Origin of the sequence: Pseudomonas sp. D1HM (assembly GCF_019266105.1) — a bacterium.
Classification (GTDB): domain Bacteria; phylum Pseudomonadota; class Gammaproteobacteria; order Pseudomonadales; family Pseudomonadaceae; genus Aquipseudomonas; species Aquipseudomonas taetrolens.
Map to the genome: position 1 here is coordinate 21,658 of NZ_LRMN01000011.1, position 17,752 is coordinate 39,409.

Sequence of the window (17,752 nt, forward strand, 5' to 3'; positions counted from 1 at the left end):
TCCCGGTTCCATGGTCGAAGAATGCTGTGCACTTTATCCAAGAATCTTCCGGGTGCACAGACACGGCTTTAGGCGCGGAAACGCCCTACAAAATAATAGTCCACAAACGACACGACTCTTGTAGCCACTGTTGCAGGTTGCGAGCGACCTCGCAGCGGGCGGGGCTTTTATAGGGCGTCGTGTGAGCGTTATCGCAGCCTTCTGCTGCGGCTAAAGGCGCCATGTCGTAAACGCACCATTGCGTGGCGTCCGTAGGCATTTGTTTCCCCCGTTCCAGCCCTACCATCTGGCTCAAAGGGCATGCCATCTGGCACACGCCTCACCGAGACCAAAGGCGCGCTGGCGCTGGGAGAACGCAATGTTCAGCAAGCAGGATCAGATTCAGGGTTACGACGACATCTTGTTAGCGGCCATGAATGCCGAAGATCAGCGTCAAGAAGATCACATCGAGCTGATCGCCTCCGAGAACTACACCAGCCAGCGCGTCATGGAAGCTCAAGGCAGTGGTCTGACTAACAAATACGCAGAAGGCTACCCGGGCAAGCGCTACTACGGTGGCTGCGAGCATGTGGATAAAGTGGAGCAACTGGCCATCGACCGCGCCAAGCAACTGTTCGGTGCCGATTACGCCAACGTGCAGCCGCACTCCGGCAGCCAAGCCAACGCCGCGGTCTATCTGGCCTTGCTTAACGCAGGCGATACCGTACTGGGCATGAGCCTGGCCCATGGCGGCCACTTGACCCACGGCGCCAGTGTCAGCTTCTCGGGCAAGCTCTATAACGCCGTGCAGTACGGCATCGACACCGCGACCGGCACCATCGATTACGACGAAGTTGAGCGTTTGGCCGTTGAGCATCAGCCAAAAATGATCATTGCCGGGTTCTCGGCCTACTCGCAAATCCTCGATTTCCCGCGTTTTCGCCAAATCGCTGACAAAGTCGGCGCCTATCTGTTTGTCGACATGGCCCACGTCGCTGGCCTGGTGGCTGCCGGTCTGTACCCGAACCCGCTGCCGTATGCCGATGTGGTCACCACCACCACGCACAAAACCCTGCGCGGCCCGCGTGGCGGCCTGATTCTGGCCAAGGCCAACGAAGCGCTGGAGAAAAAGCTCAATTCGGCCGTGTTCCCGGGTGGTCAGGGCGGCCCGCTGATGCACGTGATTGCAGCCAAGGCGGTGTGCTTCAAGGAGGCCCTGGAGCCTGGCTTCAAAGCCTACCAGCAACAAGTGCTCGACAATGCCCAGGCCATGGCTGAGGTGTTTATCAAGCGCGGTTACGACGTGGTCTCGGGCGGTACCGACAATCACCTGTTCCTGGTCAGCCTGATCCGCCAGGGCCTGACCGGCAAAGACGCCGACGCTGCACTGGGTCGTGCCCATATCACCGTCAACAAAAACGCTGTGCCGAACGATCCGCAATCACCTTTCGTTACCTCCGGCCTGCGTATCGGCACCCCGGCGGTGACCTCACGCGGCTTCAAAGTGGCGCAATGCACGGAGCTGGCTGGCTGGATCTGCGACATCCTCGATCATCTCGGCGATGCCGACATCGAAGCTGACGTTGCCCGCCAGGTGACTTCGCTGTGCAAAGACTTCCCGGTTTATCGCTGAGAGCGGTTTTGGAGTAAATCCTATGCAACGGTATTCAGGCTTCGGCCTCTTCAAACACTCCCTCAGCCACCACGAAAACTGGCAGAAGATGTGGCGTACGCCGATCCCGAAAAAGGTCTACGACGTGGTCATCGTTGGCGGCGGTGGGCACGGGCTGGCGACGGCCTACTACCTGGCAAAGGAGCACGGCATCACCAATGTGGCGGTGGTCGAAAAAGGCTGGCTGGGCGGCGGTAATACGGCGCGCAACACCACCATCGTGCGCTCCAACTACTTGTGGGACGAGTCGGCGCATCTGTACGAGCACGCGATGAAACTGTGGGAGGGCCTGTCTCAGGACCTGAACTACAACGTCATGTTCTCGCAGCGCGGCGTGTACAACCTGTGCCATACCCTGCAAGACATTCGTGACTCGGAGCGCCGGGTCAGCGCCAACCGCCTCAATGGCGTGGACGGCGAGCTGCTGAATGCCCAGCAAGTGGCGGACGAAATTCCGTACCTGGACTGCTCCAAAAACACCCGTTATCCGGTGATGGGCGCCACCGTACAACGCCGTGGCGGCGTTGCTCGCCACGATGCCGTGGCCTGGGGCTTTGCCCGGGCAGCGGACGCGCTGGGTGTCGACCTGATCCAGCAAACCGAAGTGCTGGGCTTTCGCAAAGAAAACGGCGTATGCATCGGCGTTGAAACCAGCAAAGGCTTTATCGGCGCCAAGCGTGTCGGTGTGGTGACGGCCGGTAACTCCGGGCACATGGCGCGTCAGGCGGGGTTCCGCTTGCCCATCGAATCGCACCCGCTGCAAGCGCTGGTGTCGGAGCCGATCAAACCGATTATCGACAGCGTGATCATGTCCAACGCTGTACACGGCTATATCAGCCAGTCCGACAAGGGCGACCTGGTGATCGGCGCCGGCATCGACGGCTACAACGGCTACGGCCAGCGCGGTTCGTACCCGGTGATCGAGCACACTGTTCAAGCGATTGTCGAGATGTTCCCGGTGTTGTCCCGCGTGCGCATGAACCGTCAATGGGGCGGCATCGTCGATACCACGCCAGACGCCTGCCCGATCATCTCCAAAACGCCGGTACCCAACCTGTTCTTCAACTGCGGTTGGGGTACGGGCGGCTTCAAGGCCACTCCGGGCTCGGGCAACGTGTTTGCCGCCAGCCTGGCCAAAGGTGAAATGCATCCCCTGGCCGCACCGTTTTCCATCGACCGTTTCCACAACGGCGCCCTGATCGACGAACACGGCGCAGCCGCCGTCGCCCACTAACAGGAGAATCACTCATGTTGCACATCTTCTGTCCCCATTGCGGCGAGCTTCGCTCCGAAGAGGAATTTCACGCGTCCGGCCAGGCGCACATTCCGCGCCCGCTCGATCCCAACGCCTGCACCGATGCAGAGTGGGGCGACTACATGTTCTTTCGTGACAACCCTCGCGGTTTGCACCATGAACTGTGGAACCACGTCGCCGGCTGCCGTCAGTTTTTCAACGCCACGCGCAACACGGTGACGTACGAGATCCTTGAGACTTACCTGATCGGCAGCAAACCGCAGTTCACCGAACAGTCCGCGCCGCTGACCACCACGGCAACTTGCGCGTTGGGAGAAAAAGTATGAGCCAGACCCATCGCTTGCCCCACGGCGGCCGCGTCGATCGCTCCAAAGTGCTGACCTTTACCTTCAACGGCCAACAATACAAAGGCTACGAAGGCGACAGTCTGGCGGCCGCACTGCTGGCCAACGGCGTCGATATTATTGGCCGCAGCTTTAAATATTCACGGCCACGGGGCATTTTTGCCGCCGGTGCCGAAGAGCCCAATGCGGTGCTGCAGATCGGTGCGACCGAGGCCACGCAGATCCCTAACGTGCGCGCCACGCAACAGGCGCTGTACCAGGGGCTGGTTGCCACGAGCACCAATGGCTGGCCCAACGTCAACAACGACATGATGGGGATTCTGGGCAAAGTCGGCGGCAAGCTGATGCCGCCGGGTTTCTACTACAAAACCTTCATGTACCCGCAGTCGTTCTGGATGACTTACGAGAAGTACATCCGCAAGGCCGCCGGTCTGGGCCGTTCGCCGACCGAGAATGACCCGGACACCTACGACTACATGAACCACCATTGCGACGTGCTGATCGTCGGCGCGGGCCCTGCGGGCCTGGCTGCCGCATTGGCTGCCGCACGCAGTGGGGCACGGGTAATCGTGGCCGATGAGCAGGAAGAATTTGGCGGTAGCCTGCTCGACAGCCGTGAAAGCCTCGACGGCAAACCGGCGATGGAGTGGGTAGCCAAAGTCATCGCTGAACTCAAGGCACTGCCGAACGTCGTGCTGCTGCCCCGGGCGACGGTGAACGGCTATCACGACCACAACTTCCTGACCATTCACGAACGCCTGACCGACCACCTCGGTGACCGGGCTCCGATCGGTCAGGTGCGTCAGCGCATTAACCGGGTACGGGCCAAGCGCGTGGTGCTGGCCACCGGTGCCTGCGAACGTCCGCTGGTTTACGGCAACAACGACGTACCGGGCAACATGCTGGCGGGCGCAGTGTCCACCTACGTGCGCCGCTACGGCGTGGCGCCGGGCAAAAAAATGTTGCTGAGCACGAACAACGACCACGCGTATCGCGTCGCTCTGGACTGGTTCGACGCCGGCCAGCAAGTCGTGGCCATTGCCGATGCGCGGAGCAATCCACGCGGCGCCCTGGTTGAAGAAGCGCGGGCCAAAGGCATCCGGATCCTGACCGGCAGCGCGGTGATTGAAGCGCGCGGCAGCAAACATGTCACCGGTGCCCGTGTGGCGGCGATTGACCTCAAATCCCATAGCGTCACCAGCCCCGGCGAATGGCTGGAGTGCGATCTGGTAGCGACCTCGGGCGGTTACAGCCCGGTGGTGCACCTGGCTTCGCACCTGGGTGGCAAGCCGACCTGGCGCGAAGATATTCTGGGTTTTGTACCTGGCGAAGCGCCGCAAAAGCGCGTGTGCGTGGGCGGTATCAATGGCGTATACGGCCTCGCCGACAGCCTGGCTGACGGGTTCGAAGGCGGCGTACGGGCGGCCAGCGAAGCCGGCTTCAAACCGGTTGAAGGCGTGCTGCCCAAAGCCCTGAATCATCATGAAGAACCGACGCTGGCGCTGTTTCAGGTGCCCCATGAAAAAGCCACGGCGCGGGCTCCGAAACAATTTGTCGATCTGCAGAACGACGTCACTGCTGCCGCCATCGAACTGGCGACCCGGGAAGGCTTCGAGTCGGTCGAGCACGTCAAGCGCTACACCGCGCTGGGCTTCGGTACCGATCAGGGCAAACTCGGTAACGTCAACGGGCTGGCCATTGCCGCGCGCTCGCTGAACGTGAGCATCCCGCAGATGGGCACCACCATGTTCCGTCCCAACTACACGCCGGTGACATTCGGCGCGGTAGCGGGCCGGCATTGCGGGCATATCTTCGAGCCGGTGCGTTACACCGCGCTGCAGGCGTGGCACGTCAAGCAAGGCGCCGAGTTTGAAGATGTCGGCCAATGGAAGCGTCCGTGGTACTTCCCGCGTAACGGCGAGGACATGCACGCGGCGGTCAAGCGCGAGTGCATGGCGGTCCGTGACAGCGTCGGGATTCTCGATGCCTCTACCCTCGGCAAAATCGACATTCAAGGCCCGGATGCGCGGGAGTTCCTCAACCGCATCTACACCAACGCCTGGACCAAACTTGACGTGGGCAAAGCCCGCTACGGTCTGATGTGCAAAGAAGACGGCATGGTCTTTGACGATGGTGTGACGGCATGTCTGGCGGACAACCATTTTGTGATGACCACCACCACCGGCGGCGCGGCACGCGTCCTGCAGTGGCTGGAAATCTATCAACAGACCGAATGGCCAGAGCTGAAGGTGTACTTCACGTCGGTGACCGACCACTACGCGACGCTGACCTTGTCCGGCCCTAACAGCCGCAAACTGCTGAGTGAAGTGACGGACATCGACCTGGATCGCGAAGCCTTCCCGTTCATGACCTGGAAAGAAGGCCTGGTGGGCGGCGTGCCGGCACGGGTGTTCCGTATTTCGTTTACCGGTGAGCTGTCCTACGAGGTCAACATCCAGGCCGACTACGCAATGGGCGTACTGGAGAAAATCGCCGAGGCCGGCAAGGCGTACAACCTGACACCGTACGGGACTGAGACCATGCACGTGTTGCGTGCGGAAAAGGGGTTCATCATCGTTGGCCAGGACACCGATAGCTCCATGACTCCGGATGACCTGAACATGGGCTGGTGTGTAGGCCGGACCAAACCGTTCTCGTGGATCGGCTGGCGTGGCATGAACCGCGAAGACTGTGTACGCGAACAGCGTAAACAACTGGTTGGTCTCAAACCGGTCGACCCGACCAAATGGTTGCCTGAAGGCGCACAGCTGGTGTTCGACACTCGCCAGTCGATCCCGATGAGCATGGTCGGCCACGTGACTTCCAGTTACACCTGCGGCTCGTTGGGTTATTCGTTTGCGATGGGCGTGGTCAAGGGCGGTCTCAGCCGCATGGGTGAGCGGGTATTTGCACCGTTGGCCGATGGCACTGTGATCGAAGCCGAAATCGTGTCTTCGGTGTTCTTCGACCCGAAAGGCGAACGGCAAAATATTTGAGTGAAACCTGTCGCGAGCAAGCACGCCGCATTTCTGTCGGTCAGTGCCTGGCTCGCGATGCAGGTTGGTCGAACACCACCATTTTTAGCGGGTGACCCATGAGCACAGCCAACGTTTACCAACAACGCCCGGACTCGGGTGCGAAAGCCGAATCATCGCTGCACCACGCCAATCTCGGCGGCCTGGTCGGCAAGGGACGCAAAAATCCCGGTGTCACTGTGCGCGAGAAAAAACTCCTCGGGCACCTGACCTTGCGTGGCGATGCCAAGGACCCGGCCTTTGCCGAAGGCGTACACAAGGCCCTGGGCCTGGAGCTGCCCGTGGCCTTGAGCCTGGTGGCCAAAGGCGAGTCGTCGCTGCAGTGGATGGGCCCGGATGAATGGCTGCTGATCGTACCTGGCGGCCAGGAATATGCAGTGGAGCAAGCTTTGCGAGCGGCGCTGGCCGGGCTGCACATCTCAGTGGTCAACGTCAGCGGCGGGCAACAGCTGCTGGAACTGAGCGGGCCGAAAGTGCGCGAAGTGCTGATGAAATCCACCAGCTATGACGTTCACCCTGACAACTTTCCGGTGGGCAAGGCGGTCGGCACCGTATTCGCCAAGTCGCAGCTGGTGATCCGGCATACCGGCGAAGACACCTGGGAACTCCTAATCCGTCGCAGCTTTTCTGACTATTGGTGGCTATGGTTGCAAGACGCGGCTGCAGAGTTCGGACTGAGTGTTGAGGCCTGACCCGACACACCCCCTGTGGGCGTGAGCTTGCTCGCGATCTGAGCGCTGCGGTTTTTTCAAATAGACCGCGTTGACTGGATCGCGAGCAAGCTCGCTCCTACAGACCTGGACAACAATAAGGAACTTCCCCATGAGCCGTGCCCCGGACACCTGGATTCTCACTGCCGACTGCCCTAGCGTCATGGGAACGGTGGACGCGGTGACGCGTTTTCTGTTCGAGCAGCGCTGCTACGTCACCGAGCACCATTCCTTTGACGACCAGCGCTCGGCGCGGTTTTTCATTCGTGTGGAATTTCGTCAGCCGGACGGCTTTGACGAAACCGAATTTCGTTCAGGCCTGGCCGAACGGGCTCAAGCCTTCGGCATGAGCTTTGAACTGACGCCCCCGCATTACCGTCCCAAAGTACTGATCATGGTGTCCAAGGCGGATCACTGCCTCAACGATCTGCTCTACCGTCAGCGCATTGGCCAATTGTCGATGGACGTGGTGGCTGTGGTTTCCAATCACCCCGACCTTGAGCCCCTGGCTCAATGGCACGACATCCCTTACCACCACTTCGCACTGGACCCGCGCAACAAACCTGCGCAAGAGGCCAAGGTGTGGCAAGTGATCGAAGACACCGGTGCCGAACTGGTGATCCTCGCCCGCTACATGCAAGTGCTCTCTCCCGAGCTATGCCGCAAGCTCGATGGCAAGGCCATCAACATTCACCACTCGCTGTTGCCCGGTTTCAAAGGGGCCAAGCCCTATCACCAGGCATACGAGAAGGGCGTCAAAATGGTCGGCGCCACGGCGCACTACATTAACAACGACCTGGATGAAGGGCCGATCATTGCCCAAGGGGTCGAGTCGGTCGATCACAGCCACTATCCCGAAGACCTTATCGCCAAAGGCCGTGACATCGAGGCCCAGACGTTGGCGCGGGGAGTGGGGTATCACATTGAGCGGCGTGTTTTCCTAAATGGAGGTCGTACGGTGGTGCTCTAGGGAGGGCACCTCGTTCTAAGCTGAAAACAGATCTGCTTGCGGCTTGCCGCGTGCAGTTCACCCACCAACTACAAGAAGGGTGATACAGATGGCTGACAATCGCGGCGTGGTGTACCTGGGCAATGGCCAGGTTGAAGTGCAAAGCATTCCTTTCCCCAAGATGCAGAATCCCCAGGGCAAACCGATTCATCACGGCGTGATCCTGCGTGTGGTATCGACCAACATCTGCGGTTCCGATCAACACATGGTACGTGGCCGTACCACGGCGCAAACCGGGCTGGTACTGGGCCATGAAATCACTGGCGAGGTGATTGAAGCCGGGCGTGACGTGGAGCACCTGAAAGTCGGTGATCTGGTGTCCGTGCCGTTCAACGTGGCGTGTGGTCGCTGCCGTAGCTGCAAAGAACAAAACACCGGTGTGTGCCTGACCGTCAACCCGGCCCGTCCTGGCGGCGCCTATGGGTACGTGGACATGGGTGACTGGATCGGTGGCCAGGCCGAATACGTGCTGGTGCCGTATGCCGATTTCAACCTGCTCAAACTGCCGAACCGTGATGCAGCCATGGAGAAAATCCGTGACCTGACGTGCCTCTCCGACATTCTGCCCACCGGTTATCACGGTGCAGTGACCGCCGGCGTCGGCCCGGGCAGCACGGTGTATATCGCCGGTGCCGGTCCGGTGGGCCTGGCAGCGGCAGCTTCGGCGCGTTTGCTGGGTGCCGCCGTCGTGATTGTGGGCGACGTGAACCCGATTCGACTGGCTCACGCCAAAGCTCAAGGGTTCGAAATTGCTGACTTGTCCAAGGACACCCCGCTGCACGAGCAGATCGCCGAATTGCTGGGCGAGCCCGAAGTGGACTGCGCCGTCGATGCCGTAGGCTTTGAAGCCCGTGGTCACGGCCACGACGGCGTCAAGCATGAGGCCCCGGCCACAGTGCTCAACTCACTGATGGGTGTCGTGCGCGTCGCCGGCAAAATCGGCATTCCCGGCCTGTACGTTACCGAAGATCCGGGTGCCGTGGACGCTGCAGCGAAAAAAGGCAGCCTGAGTATCCGCTTTGGCCTGGGTTGGGCTAAATCCCACAGCTTCCACACCGGCCAGACGCCGGTCATGAAGTACAACCGCCAACTGATGCAAGCCATCATGTGGGACCGCATCAAAATTGCCGACATTGTTGGTGTTGAAGTCATCAGCCTGGACCAGGCACCACGCGGTTATGGCGAGTTCGATGCCGGCGTGCCGAAGAAGTTTGTGATCGATCCGCACAAGATGTTCAGCGGCAACTGAAGCCTGGAGTGAACCGACGCCCGCTTGTTGTGGGCGTCCATTCAGACGCTGTGAAGCACCACTCGATTTACAACGCCCTTCGGATTGCGCCCAGGGGGCGTTGTTTTTTTCGGGCGGTGCTTTTTTTTACCCACTCATAGTCCGGGGGGGCGAAATTGTCATATTCAGGAAGACTTGAGCGTCTTTGTGGCAAGCCTTCGGCAAAGTGGCGGCGCAGTGCCATAAGATCAGCGTCGTCTTCAGATAAATATATCCCCATTCGTCTTTCATCCAGAACGTTGTCGGCTATCTGCGCAAGATCATTCAAGTCTATTGAGTCGGATCTGGGTAACGGCGGCACATTGAACGCCTGCAATGCTTCAACTTCCCGCGTGGTCCATGCGGCACTCTTACCGCTCAACACCGTAGCCACTGGTGGCGTCGCAGGAGCTACGGAGCCTGAGGCCGTGGGTGAAATTGAAAAGACGGACGAGGCTCTGGAAATAGAGGGGAAAGGAAGCGAAGAAGTCGACGCGATTGACGATTGCCTTTGCCGTGACGGAACCCTTAAACCGACCCGGTTTTGAAACCCCTTCCAGGCACTGATCAGGTGTTGCCAAAAGTGCCCTGTGGCATCTGCCCGGTTAACCGGATCACCTGCGCAATAGGCATAGGCATTCAGCCCGCCCTGGCCAAACGGACTCAGATTATCCGGGCTATTGAAACGCATCAGCACCGGGTTGAATGCCCGGTACCCTTGGCCCAGCAAGTAATGGCCGGTCAGCGGATCCGGCTGTTCACCGTTGAAGCCCGGTACGCTCGGCAGACTGCTCACCAGGGCTCGGTGGCCGTAGGGGGTGTAGTGATGAACAGACGGGTTGGCGCTGGAGGGCAGGCTGCTTAACACTGAGGCTTGTGCGTCGGTGGTCAGCAATGTGGTGTCGAGAGCAGTGCCCAGTCGTTGCAGGGCCAATGGTTGGGCGTCGTGCTCAAAAAAACACGTGTTGCGCTTATCCTCGATGACGGTGGCGAGGCGTGTTTTGTTGTAAAAGCGCTGGGCGCCATGGGCACCTCTCAGGCGATCCAGCGGGTCGTATTGATAACGGCTGAGCAGAACGTTGTGGGGCAACATGCTGGAACTCCCGTAAGTGTGAATATGTACAGGTGACCCTGAAGGGCTTGCCTCAACTAGAAGAATCAGTTGGTTGCTCGTATGTTTGAGCCATAGGTAACGGGTCTGAAGTTCTGTTTAAAAGCCCGGGGTAAATATTTGGTGGGCGCGCGGTTCTTCTCAATGGCGAACACGGTGCGCGATGAATAGGTTTCGCCAACTTTGAGCGGTGGAATGATTTGATCGGGGTCTGATGTCATCACCGTCCCCTGGTAGGCTTTTACCGGGCGGCCTGTGATCAAAGACAACTCGGCCCCGAATGAGTTGGCCCCGCCATCGCCGGAATAGCACATGACCGTGCGCAAATTTTCATACTGCTTTACGGCAAGTCCGTGGTTAGACGCCAAGTTATAAAGTGAGGCGGCGTTAATGGCATTTTTGTCATCGTACTTTATGCGATACCCACCTTCGAACTCTGTCCCATGACCAATAAAGTTCAGCCTGCTTTTGTTTTTGTAAATGTCCTCGAACGCAACGATACCTTCCGAAAGTCGTGTCACATTTTTAACGGGTTTAACCTTCGCGCCGGTGACGCGTGATTGAGCTTTTATCGCGCCACGAGAGAGAAAGTTCAGGAAGCGGGACGCGTAGTGCCCGCTTGGGTCTACCCGATTTACCGGATCACCTTGGCCATACGCATACGCGTTAATTCCCCCCTCCTCAAACGGGCTCAAACTGTCCGGACTATTGAACCGCATCAGCACCGGGTTGAATGCCCGATACCCTTGCCCCAGCAAGTAATGGCCGGTCAGCGGGTCGGGGTGTTCGCCGTTGAATCCCGGTACACCGGACAGACCACTGGCTGCGGCTTGATGGCCATAGGGTGTGTAGTGATGAACGGACGGGCTGGCCGTAGCAGGCAGGCTGGTCAGCACCGACGTTTGCGCGTCAGTGGCCAGCAATGTGGTGTCGGCAGCGGTGCCAGACCGTTGCAGTGCCAGTGGCTGGGTGTCGTGCTCAAAAAAGCACGTGCTGCGCTCGCCTTCGATGACGGTGGCGAGGCGTGTGTTGTTGTAAAAACGCCGGGCGCCTTGGGCATCTGTCAGGCGATCCAGCGGATCATATTGGTAGGTCGCTGCGACTCGTTTATCGGATGTGCTCATGAAAAACTCCGGGATTTGTCCACGCCTGCGAGTGCTTAGCATCTGTCCAGATCCTCGGTGTGTATAGCTAGCAGAACTGCTAGGTTTGGGCTTGAACCTGTCCGCAAACCGTCACAGATCAGGGTGGGTTGCAGGTTGTAACCTGTTTTCAACTAAAATTACGGCCCGGTTTATCCAATAGTGGCATTTGGGAACATCTGCTTCTTTTTTGGGTCAAACTCACAGCTTTACTGCTCGTTACCGGGTGGTTTTTTAGTTCTAGAGGTTTAATTGATGAAAAAGTTGAGCGGCGTGGCACTGGCAACATTGATGACCGTGGCGGCGAGCCCGGTGTTTGCAGGTTTCAGCATGAGCGATGTGGCTGGTATCGCGGCTCAGGTTCAAGGCGGCAACGGCAATGGCGCAAGCACAGACAAATCGCTGCAGGCGGCGGGTTTGCTGAGCGAGTTGTCCAAGCTAGACGTCAAGCCGGAACAGGCGGCAGGCGGTGTGGGCGCGATGTTGAGCCTGGCCAAGAACCAGCTGACCGGTTCCGACTACTCGGAACTGACCAAGGAAGTGCCGGGCATCAACAAACTGTCCGGCGCAGGTGCGTTGGGCCAGTTGAGCCAGTTGGGCGGCTTGTTGGGTAAAACCGATGGTGTCAGCTCGGCGGCGACCAGCGCTGTCAGCAACGTGTCCAACACTGCTGAGCTGGACGCCGCGTTCAAGGCCCTGGGCATGGACAGCGGCATGGTCGGTCAATTTGCCCCGATCATCCTCAAGTACCTGGGCGGTGAAGGTGTCGGTACTTCACTGCTGGGCAAACTGGGCAGCGCCTGGGGCGTTTAACCCTTAGCCGCGCTCGGCACGCAAGGTGCTGATGCGCTGGTCTTTCTTGATCCAGAGCTGGTTGATTCAGCTCTGGACATGTTCGCGGAACACCGGATCGTTCTCGTAATCGCCCTGCCACAACGCCGCGTCCAGCTCGCGGGTCTGAATATCGACAATCACCTTGGGCACTTGCCCGCTGATCAACGCCCAAAAGCCTGGAATATCCGGCTGTGGATACACCACGGTCACATCGAGCACGGCATCCAGCTGTTCACCCATCGCCGCCAGTACAAACGCCACGCCCCCCGCCTTGGGTTTGAGCAGGTAGGTGTAGGGCGATTGTTGTTGGGCGCGCTTGGCCGGGGTAAAGCGTGTGCCTTCGAGGTAATTGACCACCGTCACCGGCTGGCGCTTGAACAGTTCACAGGCGGCCCGGGTGATCTTGAGGTCTTCGCCCTTGAGCTCCGGGTGCCGGGCTAAAAAAGCCTTTGAATAGCGTTTCATGAACGGGTAGTCGAGCGCCCACCAGGCGAGCCCCAGAAAAGGTACCCAGATCAGTTCTTTTTTCAGAAAGAATTTGAAGAACGGCGTGCGTCGGTTCAAACCCTGCATCAGCGCCGGAATATCGACCCACGACTGGTGATTGCTGATCACCAGGTACGAAGTGTCGCGGCTCAGGCCTTCTGCCCCGCGAATGTCCCAGCGGGTGGGCAGGCACAGGGCAAAAATACGCTTGTCGATCTCGGACCAGGTTTCGGCGATCCACATGACCGCGCTGGAGTTGTAATCGCGCAGGCGCCCCGGTGACACCAGTTTGAGCAGCGCAAACAGCATGAGCGGCCCGAACAGGATCAGGGTGTTGCACAGCAATAACAGGGTAACCAAACAGCCGGTGAGCAGGCGGCGCATAAATAACTCTTGAACGTCCAGTGACCGGCCATGATAAGCAGACGGCTTCAGATCGCCAAATCGTCTGGCTGACAAATGTTTCACACGTCATGGGTTACCGTGTACTGAACACTGTCGATGCGAGCGTGCTCGCGATAGCATCACCCCGGAAAACCCGACCCACCGAGTCGCCTGTATGACGAGCCTGTTCGCTCTCCCGCAGGCGGCCAGTCATGAAAGGAAAATGCCGCCATGAAGTCTGTTCTAGCCTTGCTATCCCTGTTGGCATTGCCGGTGATGGCCGCCGATCCGACCCTGTACGGGCGCTACGAATACATCAAATTGCCTGAGATCGGCGAAACCCTCAAAGCCAAGATGGACACCGGCGCGTTGACCGCTTCGCTGTCGGCCAAGAACATCGAAACCTTCACCCGCGATGGCGAGCCGTGGGTGCGCTTCCAGCTGGCCACCGATGGCGCGAGTAAAAAAGTCTACGAGCACAAAGTGGCGCGGATCAGCAAAATCAAAAGTCGCGCAGATGAAGATGAAGACAAGGAGTCGGCAGAAAGCGCCAAGCGTCCGGTCGTCGATCTGGAGATGTGCCTGGGTAACGTCAAGCGCACGGTTGAGGTCAACCTTACCGACCGCAGCAGTTTCAATTACCCGCTGCTGATCGGTGCCAAGGCCTTGCGTGAGTTTGACGCCGCGGTAAACCCGGCGCGTCGTTACACGGCCGACAAACCGGATTGCTGATGTAACGTCCTGCGCAGGTTCCGTTGCCGGGGGGTCATGCTTGCCGGCGGCGGAGCAATCCGCGCAGGCTGATCCACACCGGTATGCCCAGGCCGAGCCAGCTCAGGGTATCCCACGCACCGTCATCCAGCAGTGCACTGAACAGGCCCGTTGCGCTGATCAGGGCGATGGCCAGGGGGATGGAGAACACCTTCCAGAAATTCGACTGACGCGGTTTCATCAGGTGTTTTCCTTGGCTGTGCGGCGGCGTACCCACCACAGGTACAGGCCGCTGCCGAGCACCACGATGGTCAGCAGGTCGAGGGCTGCCCAGAGAATCTTCATCGGCATGCCGCCGTAGTCCCCAAAGTGCAGGGGCTGCGACATGCCCATTGCATCCATGTACCACGGCCGTTCGGCCACAGCGGTGACTTCAAGCGTACTGGCGTCGATCAGCACCGGTGTCAGCAGATGTGAAGTCAGATGCGTGCTGCCCTTCATGAACACCCCGTAATGATGCTCGCTGGAGAACCGTGTACCGGGAAAGGCGATAAAGTCCGGGCGCATGCCGGGGGCGGCCGTGGCAGCGATGTCCAGCAGGCGACTGGCCGGCGCGAGCCGGGTCAGGGGGGGCGCGTCGCGGTAAGGTTCGACCATCGCGCTGAGGCTGTCGGTACGCCAGGCGGCGATAATCAGGTCGGCACAGGCGCTGATGACCCCGGTAACACCCACCACCAGAGCCCAGGTCAGGGTCACGACCCCGATCAGGTTATGCAGGTCCAGCCAGCGCAGGCGCGTGGATTTGTCGGTGCGTACCATGGCGAAATCGTGACGGCGCATGAACGGCAAGTACAGCACCGCGCCCGAGATGATCGCCAGCACAAACAAAAGCCCCATGAACGCCAGCAGCAGCTTGCCGGGCAGGCCGGCAAACATATCGACGTGCAGGCGCAGCATGACCATCATGATCCCGCCATTGGCCGACGGCATTTCCAGGGCTTCGCCGGTGCGCGCATCGAGCATGAAAGTATGCGACGAGTTGGGCTCGGTGCCCGCCGTGGCGGCCATGATCGCGACCACCGCATTGGGCTCATCTTCGTCGTAGCCGAAATACTGCATCACCTCGTCGGGGCGATGAGCCTCGGCGGCTTTGACCAGTTGTTGCAGATTGAGATGAGGCGTGCCTTCGGGCATCTGCCTCAACTCTGGCGCGTCCCCCAGCAGATGGTCGATTTCATGGTGAAAAATCAACGGCAAACCTGTCAGCGCCAGCATCAGCAAAAAGGCGGTGCAAATCAGGCTGGTCCAGGTATGTATAAAAGACCAGCGGCGGATGGTTTTGCTTTTCATGATGTTCCCAAATACAAAAAAACAACCACTGCAGGGGCGCTTTAGAACTCCAGCTGGGCTGAGAACTGTACGGTGCGTGGATCGCCCAGGTAATGGCTGTTGAGCCAGTACTCTTTGTTCGCCAGGTTACTGACGTTCATGCGCAAGGTCAGATCGTTCTCCGACACCTTCATGCGATAGCGCGCGCCCGCATCGAAGGTGGTGAAGGACGGCAACTGATAGTCGTTGGCTTCGTCGGTGTACTGCTTGCCGGTGTAGAACGCGCCACCGGTCAGAGCCAGGCCAGGGACGCTGTTGATGTCGTATTCGGCATATACCTTGGCCAGCTGCTTGGCGACGTTCACCGGCGCATTGCCGTCATTGGCTTTGACGTCGGCGTCTTTGACCTTCGGATCAAGCAAGGTGAAGCCGCCGATCACGGTCATCTCGGGTGTGACCTTTCCCGTTACGCTGAACTCCAGGCCGTTGTTCACCTGCGTGCCGCTCTCGGTGTAAACCATCGACTCGCCGAGGAATCCGTTGGGTTTCTCGATGTTGAACAGGGCCAGGGTCAGCAAGGTTTCGCCCACGGTGGCCTTGGCGCCTATTTCGTACTGCTTGCTGACTTGCGGGGCGAAGATTTCACCTGCGTTCAGTGCGTTGTAAGGTGCCGTCCCGCCCGCCTGAAGGCCTTCAATGTAGGTGGCATAGGTCGTCAGCCAAGGCACAGGCTTGTAAATAAGCGACGCGCTGGGTGACGTCTTGCTCTCGTCGTAGCGGGTTTTCTTCTCGGGTGAGGAGTAGATGAAGTCATTGGCATAAGACTTGATTTGAGTCCGGGTCACGCCAAGGATGCTCGACCATTGATCGTTGAAGGTGATGACGTCGCCAATCAGGAAATTGTTGGATTGAGACGTGCTCGCCAGACGTTTGTTGCCATTACCGATCGAGTAGCCGGGTTTGTCGACTTGCTGACCCGTGCCGAAGGGCAAGGTGCCGCCGCCGACATCGACATATTGCGGTGGCGAACTGGGGACATGGTCCTCGTACTGCTTGATGCGCGAGTTGTTACCCTGATAACCCAAGGTCATTTTGTGGCCGATCGAACCTGTTTCGAAGGCCGCATCCAGGAACAGGTAAGCCGAGTTTTCCTGATGCTCGATCGGTGCAAACGCATACAGCGGTTGGGTATATCCCCCCGCGCTGTAGACGGTCGGGCCGGTGTAGGTGTTCTCTTCGGTGTATTTCTGCGAGGAGACAGCGCCGCGCAGGGTGAAGGTGTCGTCCAGACGCCACGTGGCACGTACGCCGCCCTTGTCGGTTTCGTTGTCCGAGAATGCCCACTTCTGGCTGTACAACTTGTCGTTGTCCAGCTGCGAAGCGCGAGGTCTTAGCGCCTGATCCCCGAAGTACCAATAACTGGTGACCCCGCGGATTTGGGTTTTCTTGTGCGAAGCGTCGAACTGGATTTGCAGGTCGTCGCTGACGTTCCAGTCCACCGCCAGGCTGATCATTTCCCGACGGCGCTTCTGCATGTCGATAGCGGTTTCGCCATCTTGGGTCAGCAGGTTCAAGCGATAGGCAAATTTGCCTTCATCATCGATGGGGCCACCGAAATCACCATGCAGGTAATAGTTGTCACCGCCGGCATTGCCCAGGGTTACGCTGCGATAGTTTTGATAGGTCGGGCGTTTAAGCACGTAGTTGGCCAAACCACCGGGCGAGGCGGGGCCATACAAAAAACCGGTGAGACCGGTGATGACTTCCAACTGCTCGGTTTCTTCCAGAAAGTTGCCTGCATCTGCGCCCGTAGTAAAGCGCAGGCCGTCGTTGGCAATGTTCAGGCTGCCCGAGCTGCTGAAACCACGAATATTGACTGCGCTGGCATAGCCCGCCCCTGTCGGGGAATACACCTGGGTGAACGGGTTGCGTTTGAACACGTCATCCAGCGAGGTGGCCTGCATGTTTTTGAGCAGCGCCTGAGACGTGACGCTCATGGAGTAGGGTGTGTCTTGCAACTTCATCCCGCCCAGCGCGCCGACATTGCTGATGTTCTCGCTGACATACCCGGCGGCTTCCGAACCTTCGGCCACCGCTGCGGCGTTAATGTTCACGTCACCCAGGGTCAATGCCCCTTCGACCACCGGCACTAACGTGTAAGACCCGCTGCCGCTCTGCTGCAACTGCAACCCCGTCCCGCGCAATGCTTCGCGCAGGGCCGTGGTGGCTTCGAATGTGCCTTCGACCGGGGCCGAGGTTTTACCGGCCAGCAGCGAAGAATCTATGGCCAGCGTCACACCCGCCTGGCTGGCGATCTGATTCAGTGTGGTGGCCAACGGCCCGGCAGGCAGGCTGTAGCTGCGGGCGGTCGAGCTTTGCTCGGCGGCCATCAGCGCAGTACTGGCCAGCGGAGCGCTGAGGGCGATGGCAATGGCCAGCAGGCTTGGGCGCAAAAGCGTGTCGAGGGTACGTGACATTCGGCGA

Annotated in this window: 15 protein-coding genes; 9 read left to right on the forward strand and 6 right to left on the reverse strand. The window is 59.2% G+C overall.

From position 1 onward, the window contains the following. The first annotated feature begins 358 nt into the window (after nucleotides 1-358). The 7 genes from glyA (at nucleotide 359) to fdhA (ending at nucleotide 9,253) form a co-directional block, all read left to right on the forward strand. Nucleotides 359-1,612 carry a serine hydroxymethyltransferase gene (glyA, locus tag AWM69_RS13835; protein WP_131653364.1) on the forward strand — a complete coding sequence of 418 codons (1,254 nt, stop codon included), beginning with the start codon at nucleotides 359-361 and terminating at the stop codon, nucleotides 1,610-1,612. A gap of 22 nt (nucleotides 1,613-1,634) precedes the next feature. Beyond that, complete coding sequence (locus AWM69_RS13840; RefSeq protein WP_048380847.1) at nucleotides 1,635-2,885, forward strand: sarcosine oxidase subunit beta; 1,251 nt, start codon at nucleotides 1,635-1,637, stop codon at nucleotides 2,883-2,885. Nucleotides 2,886-2,899: 14 nt separating this feature from the next. After that, the gene (locus AWM69_RS13845) at nucleotides 2,900-3,232 is read left to right on the forward strand and encodes a sarcosine oxidase subunit delta (protein ID WP_131653363.1); all 333 of its coding nucleotides are present in this window, start codon (nucleotides 2,900-2,902) and stop codon (nucleotides 3,230-3,232) included. After that, nucleotides 3,229-6,246 carry a sarcosine oxidase subunit alpha gene (locus AWM69_RS13850; RefSeq protein ID WP_218727206.1) on the forward strand — a complete coding sequence of 1,006 codons (3,018 nt, stop codon included), beginning with the start codon at nucleotides 3,229-3,231 and terminating at the stop codon, nucleotides 6,244-6,246. The genes AWM69_RS13845 and AWM69_RS13850 overlap by 4 nt, the downstream gene beginning before the upstream one ends. Before the next feature lie 98 nt (nucleotides 6,247-6,344). Next, nucleotides 6,345-6,977 (forward strand): sarcosine oxidase subunit gamma, encoded by a 633-nt coding sequence (locus AWM69_RS13855; RefSeq protein WP_131653361.1) that lies wholly within the window; start codon nucleotides 6,345-6,347, stop codon nucleotides 6,975-6,977. A 130-nt stretch (nucleotides 6,978-7,107) separates the two neighbouring features. Next, nucleotides 7,108-7,965 carry a formyltetrahydrofolate deformylase gene (gene purU / locus AWM69_RS13860; RefSeq protein WP_131653360.1) on the forward strand — a complete coding sequence of 286 codons (858 nt, stop codon included), beginning with the start codon at nucleotides 7,108-7,110 and terminating at the stop codon, nucleotides 7,963-7,965. A gap of 88 nt (nucleotides 7,966-8,053) precedes the next feature. Beyond that, nucleotides 8,054-9,253 carry a formaldehyde dehydrogenase, glutathione-independent gene (gene fdhA, locus AWM69_RS13865; protein WP_131653359.1) on the forward strand — a complete coding sequence of 400 codons (1,200 nt, stop codon included), beginning with the start codon at nucleotides 8,054-8,056 and terminating at the stop codon, nucleotides 9,251-9,253. Nucleotides 9,254-9,320: 67 nt separating this feature from the next. Here the strand turns inward: fdhA and AWM69_RS13870 are convergent, their stop codons facing one another. Both AWM69_RS13870 and AWM69_RS13875 read right to left on the reverse strand, forming a co-directional pair. Further along, nucleotides 9,321-10,364 (reverse strand): RHS repeat-associated core domain-containing protein, encoded by a 1,044-nt coding sequence (locus AWM69_RS13870; protein ID WP_218727208.1) that lies wholly within the window; start codon nucleotides 10,362-10,364, stop codon nucleotides 9,321-9,323. Nucleotides 10,365-10,429: 65 nt separating this feature from the next. After that, nucleotides 10,430-11,506: an RHS repeat-associated core domain-containing protein gene (locus AWM69_RS13875; RefSeq protein ID WP_218727210.1), complete on the reverse strand. Its 1,077-nt coding sequence runs from the start codon at nucleotides 11,504-11,506 to the stop codon at nucleotides 10,430-10,432. A gap of 273 nt (nucleotides 11,507-11,779) precedes the next feature. On the opposite strand from AWM69_RS13875, the gene AWM69_RS13880 reads away from it, so the two are divergent. Beyond that, complete coding sequence (locus AWM69_RS13880; RefSeq protein ID WP_131653356.1) at nucleotides 11,780-12,337, forward strand: DUF2780 domain-containing protein; 558 nt, start codon at nucleotides 11,780-11,782, stop codon at nucleotides 12,335-12,337. A 66-nt stretch (nucleotides 12,338-12,403) separates the two neighbouring features. Here the strand turns inward: AWM69_RS13880 and AWM69_RS13885 are convergent, their stop codons facing one another. Next, nucleotides 12,404-13,228, reverse strand: coding sequence for an acyltransferase (locus AWM69_RS13885; protein ID WP_256930344.1), 825 nt, complete (start codon nucleotides 13,226-13,228; stop codon nucleotides 12,404-12,406). A 231-nt stretch (nucleotides 13,229-13,459) separates the two neighbouring features. On the opposite strand from AWM69_RS13885, the gene AWM69_RS13890 reads away from it, so the two are divergent. Beyond that, a complete protein-coding gene (locus AWM69_RS13890; protein ID WP_048380832.1) occupies nucleotides 13,460-13,960 on the forward strand; it encodes an ATP-dependent zinc protease in 501 nt (166 codons plus the stop codon). A 34-nt stretch (nucleotides 13,961-13,994) separates the two neighbouring features. Here the strand turns inward: AWM69_RS13890 and AWM69_RS13895 are convergent, their stop codons facing one another. Genes AWM69_RS13895 through AWM69_RS13905 form a run of 3 tightly spaced genes read right to left on the reverse strand, consistent with a single transcriptional unit; the run spans nucleotide 13,995 to nucleotide 17,745 of the window. Next, on the reverse strand, nucleotides 13,995-14,180 hold the full coding sequence (locus AWM69_RS13895) for a hypothetical protein (protein WP_048380830.1): 186 nt from the start codon (nucleotides 14,178-14,180) through the stop codon (nucleotides 13,995-13,997). Further along, nucleotides 14,180-15,289 (reverse strand): PepSY domain-containing protein, encoded by a 1,110-nt coding sequence (locus AWM69_RS13900; RefSeq protein ID WP_218727211.1) that lies wholly within the window; start codon nucleotides 15,287-15,289, stop codon nucleotides 14,180-14,182. The genes AWM69_RS13895 and AWM69_RS13900 overlap by 1 nt, the downstream gene beginning before the upstream one ends. 41 nt (nucleotides 15,290-15,330) lie before the next feature. Beyond that, nucleotides 15,331-17,745 carry a TonB-dependent receptor gene (locus AWM69_RS13905; protein WP_131653354.1) on the reverse strand — a complete coding sequence of 805 codons (2,415 nt, stop codon included), beginning with the start codon at nucleotides 17,743-17,745 and terminating at the stop codon, nucleotides 15,331-15,333. Between the last annotated feature and the right edge of the window lie 7 nt (nucleotides 17,746-17,752).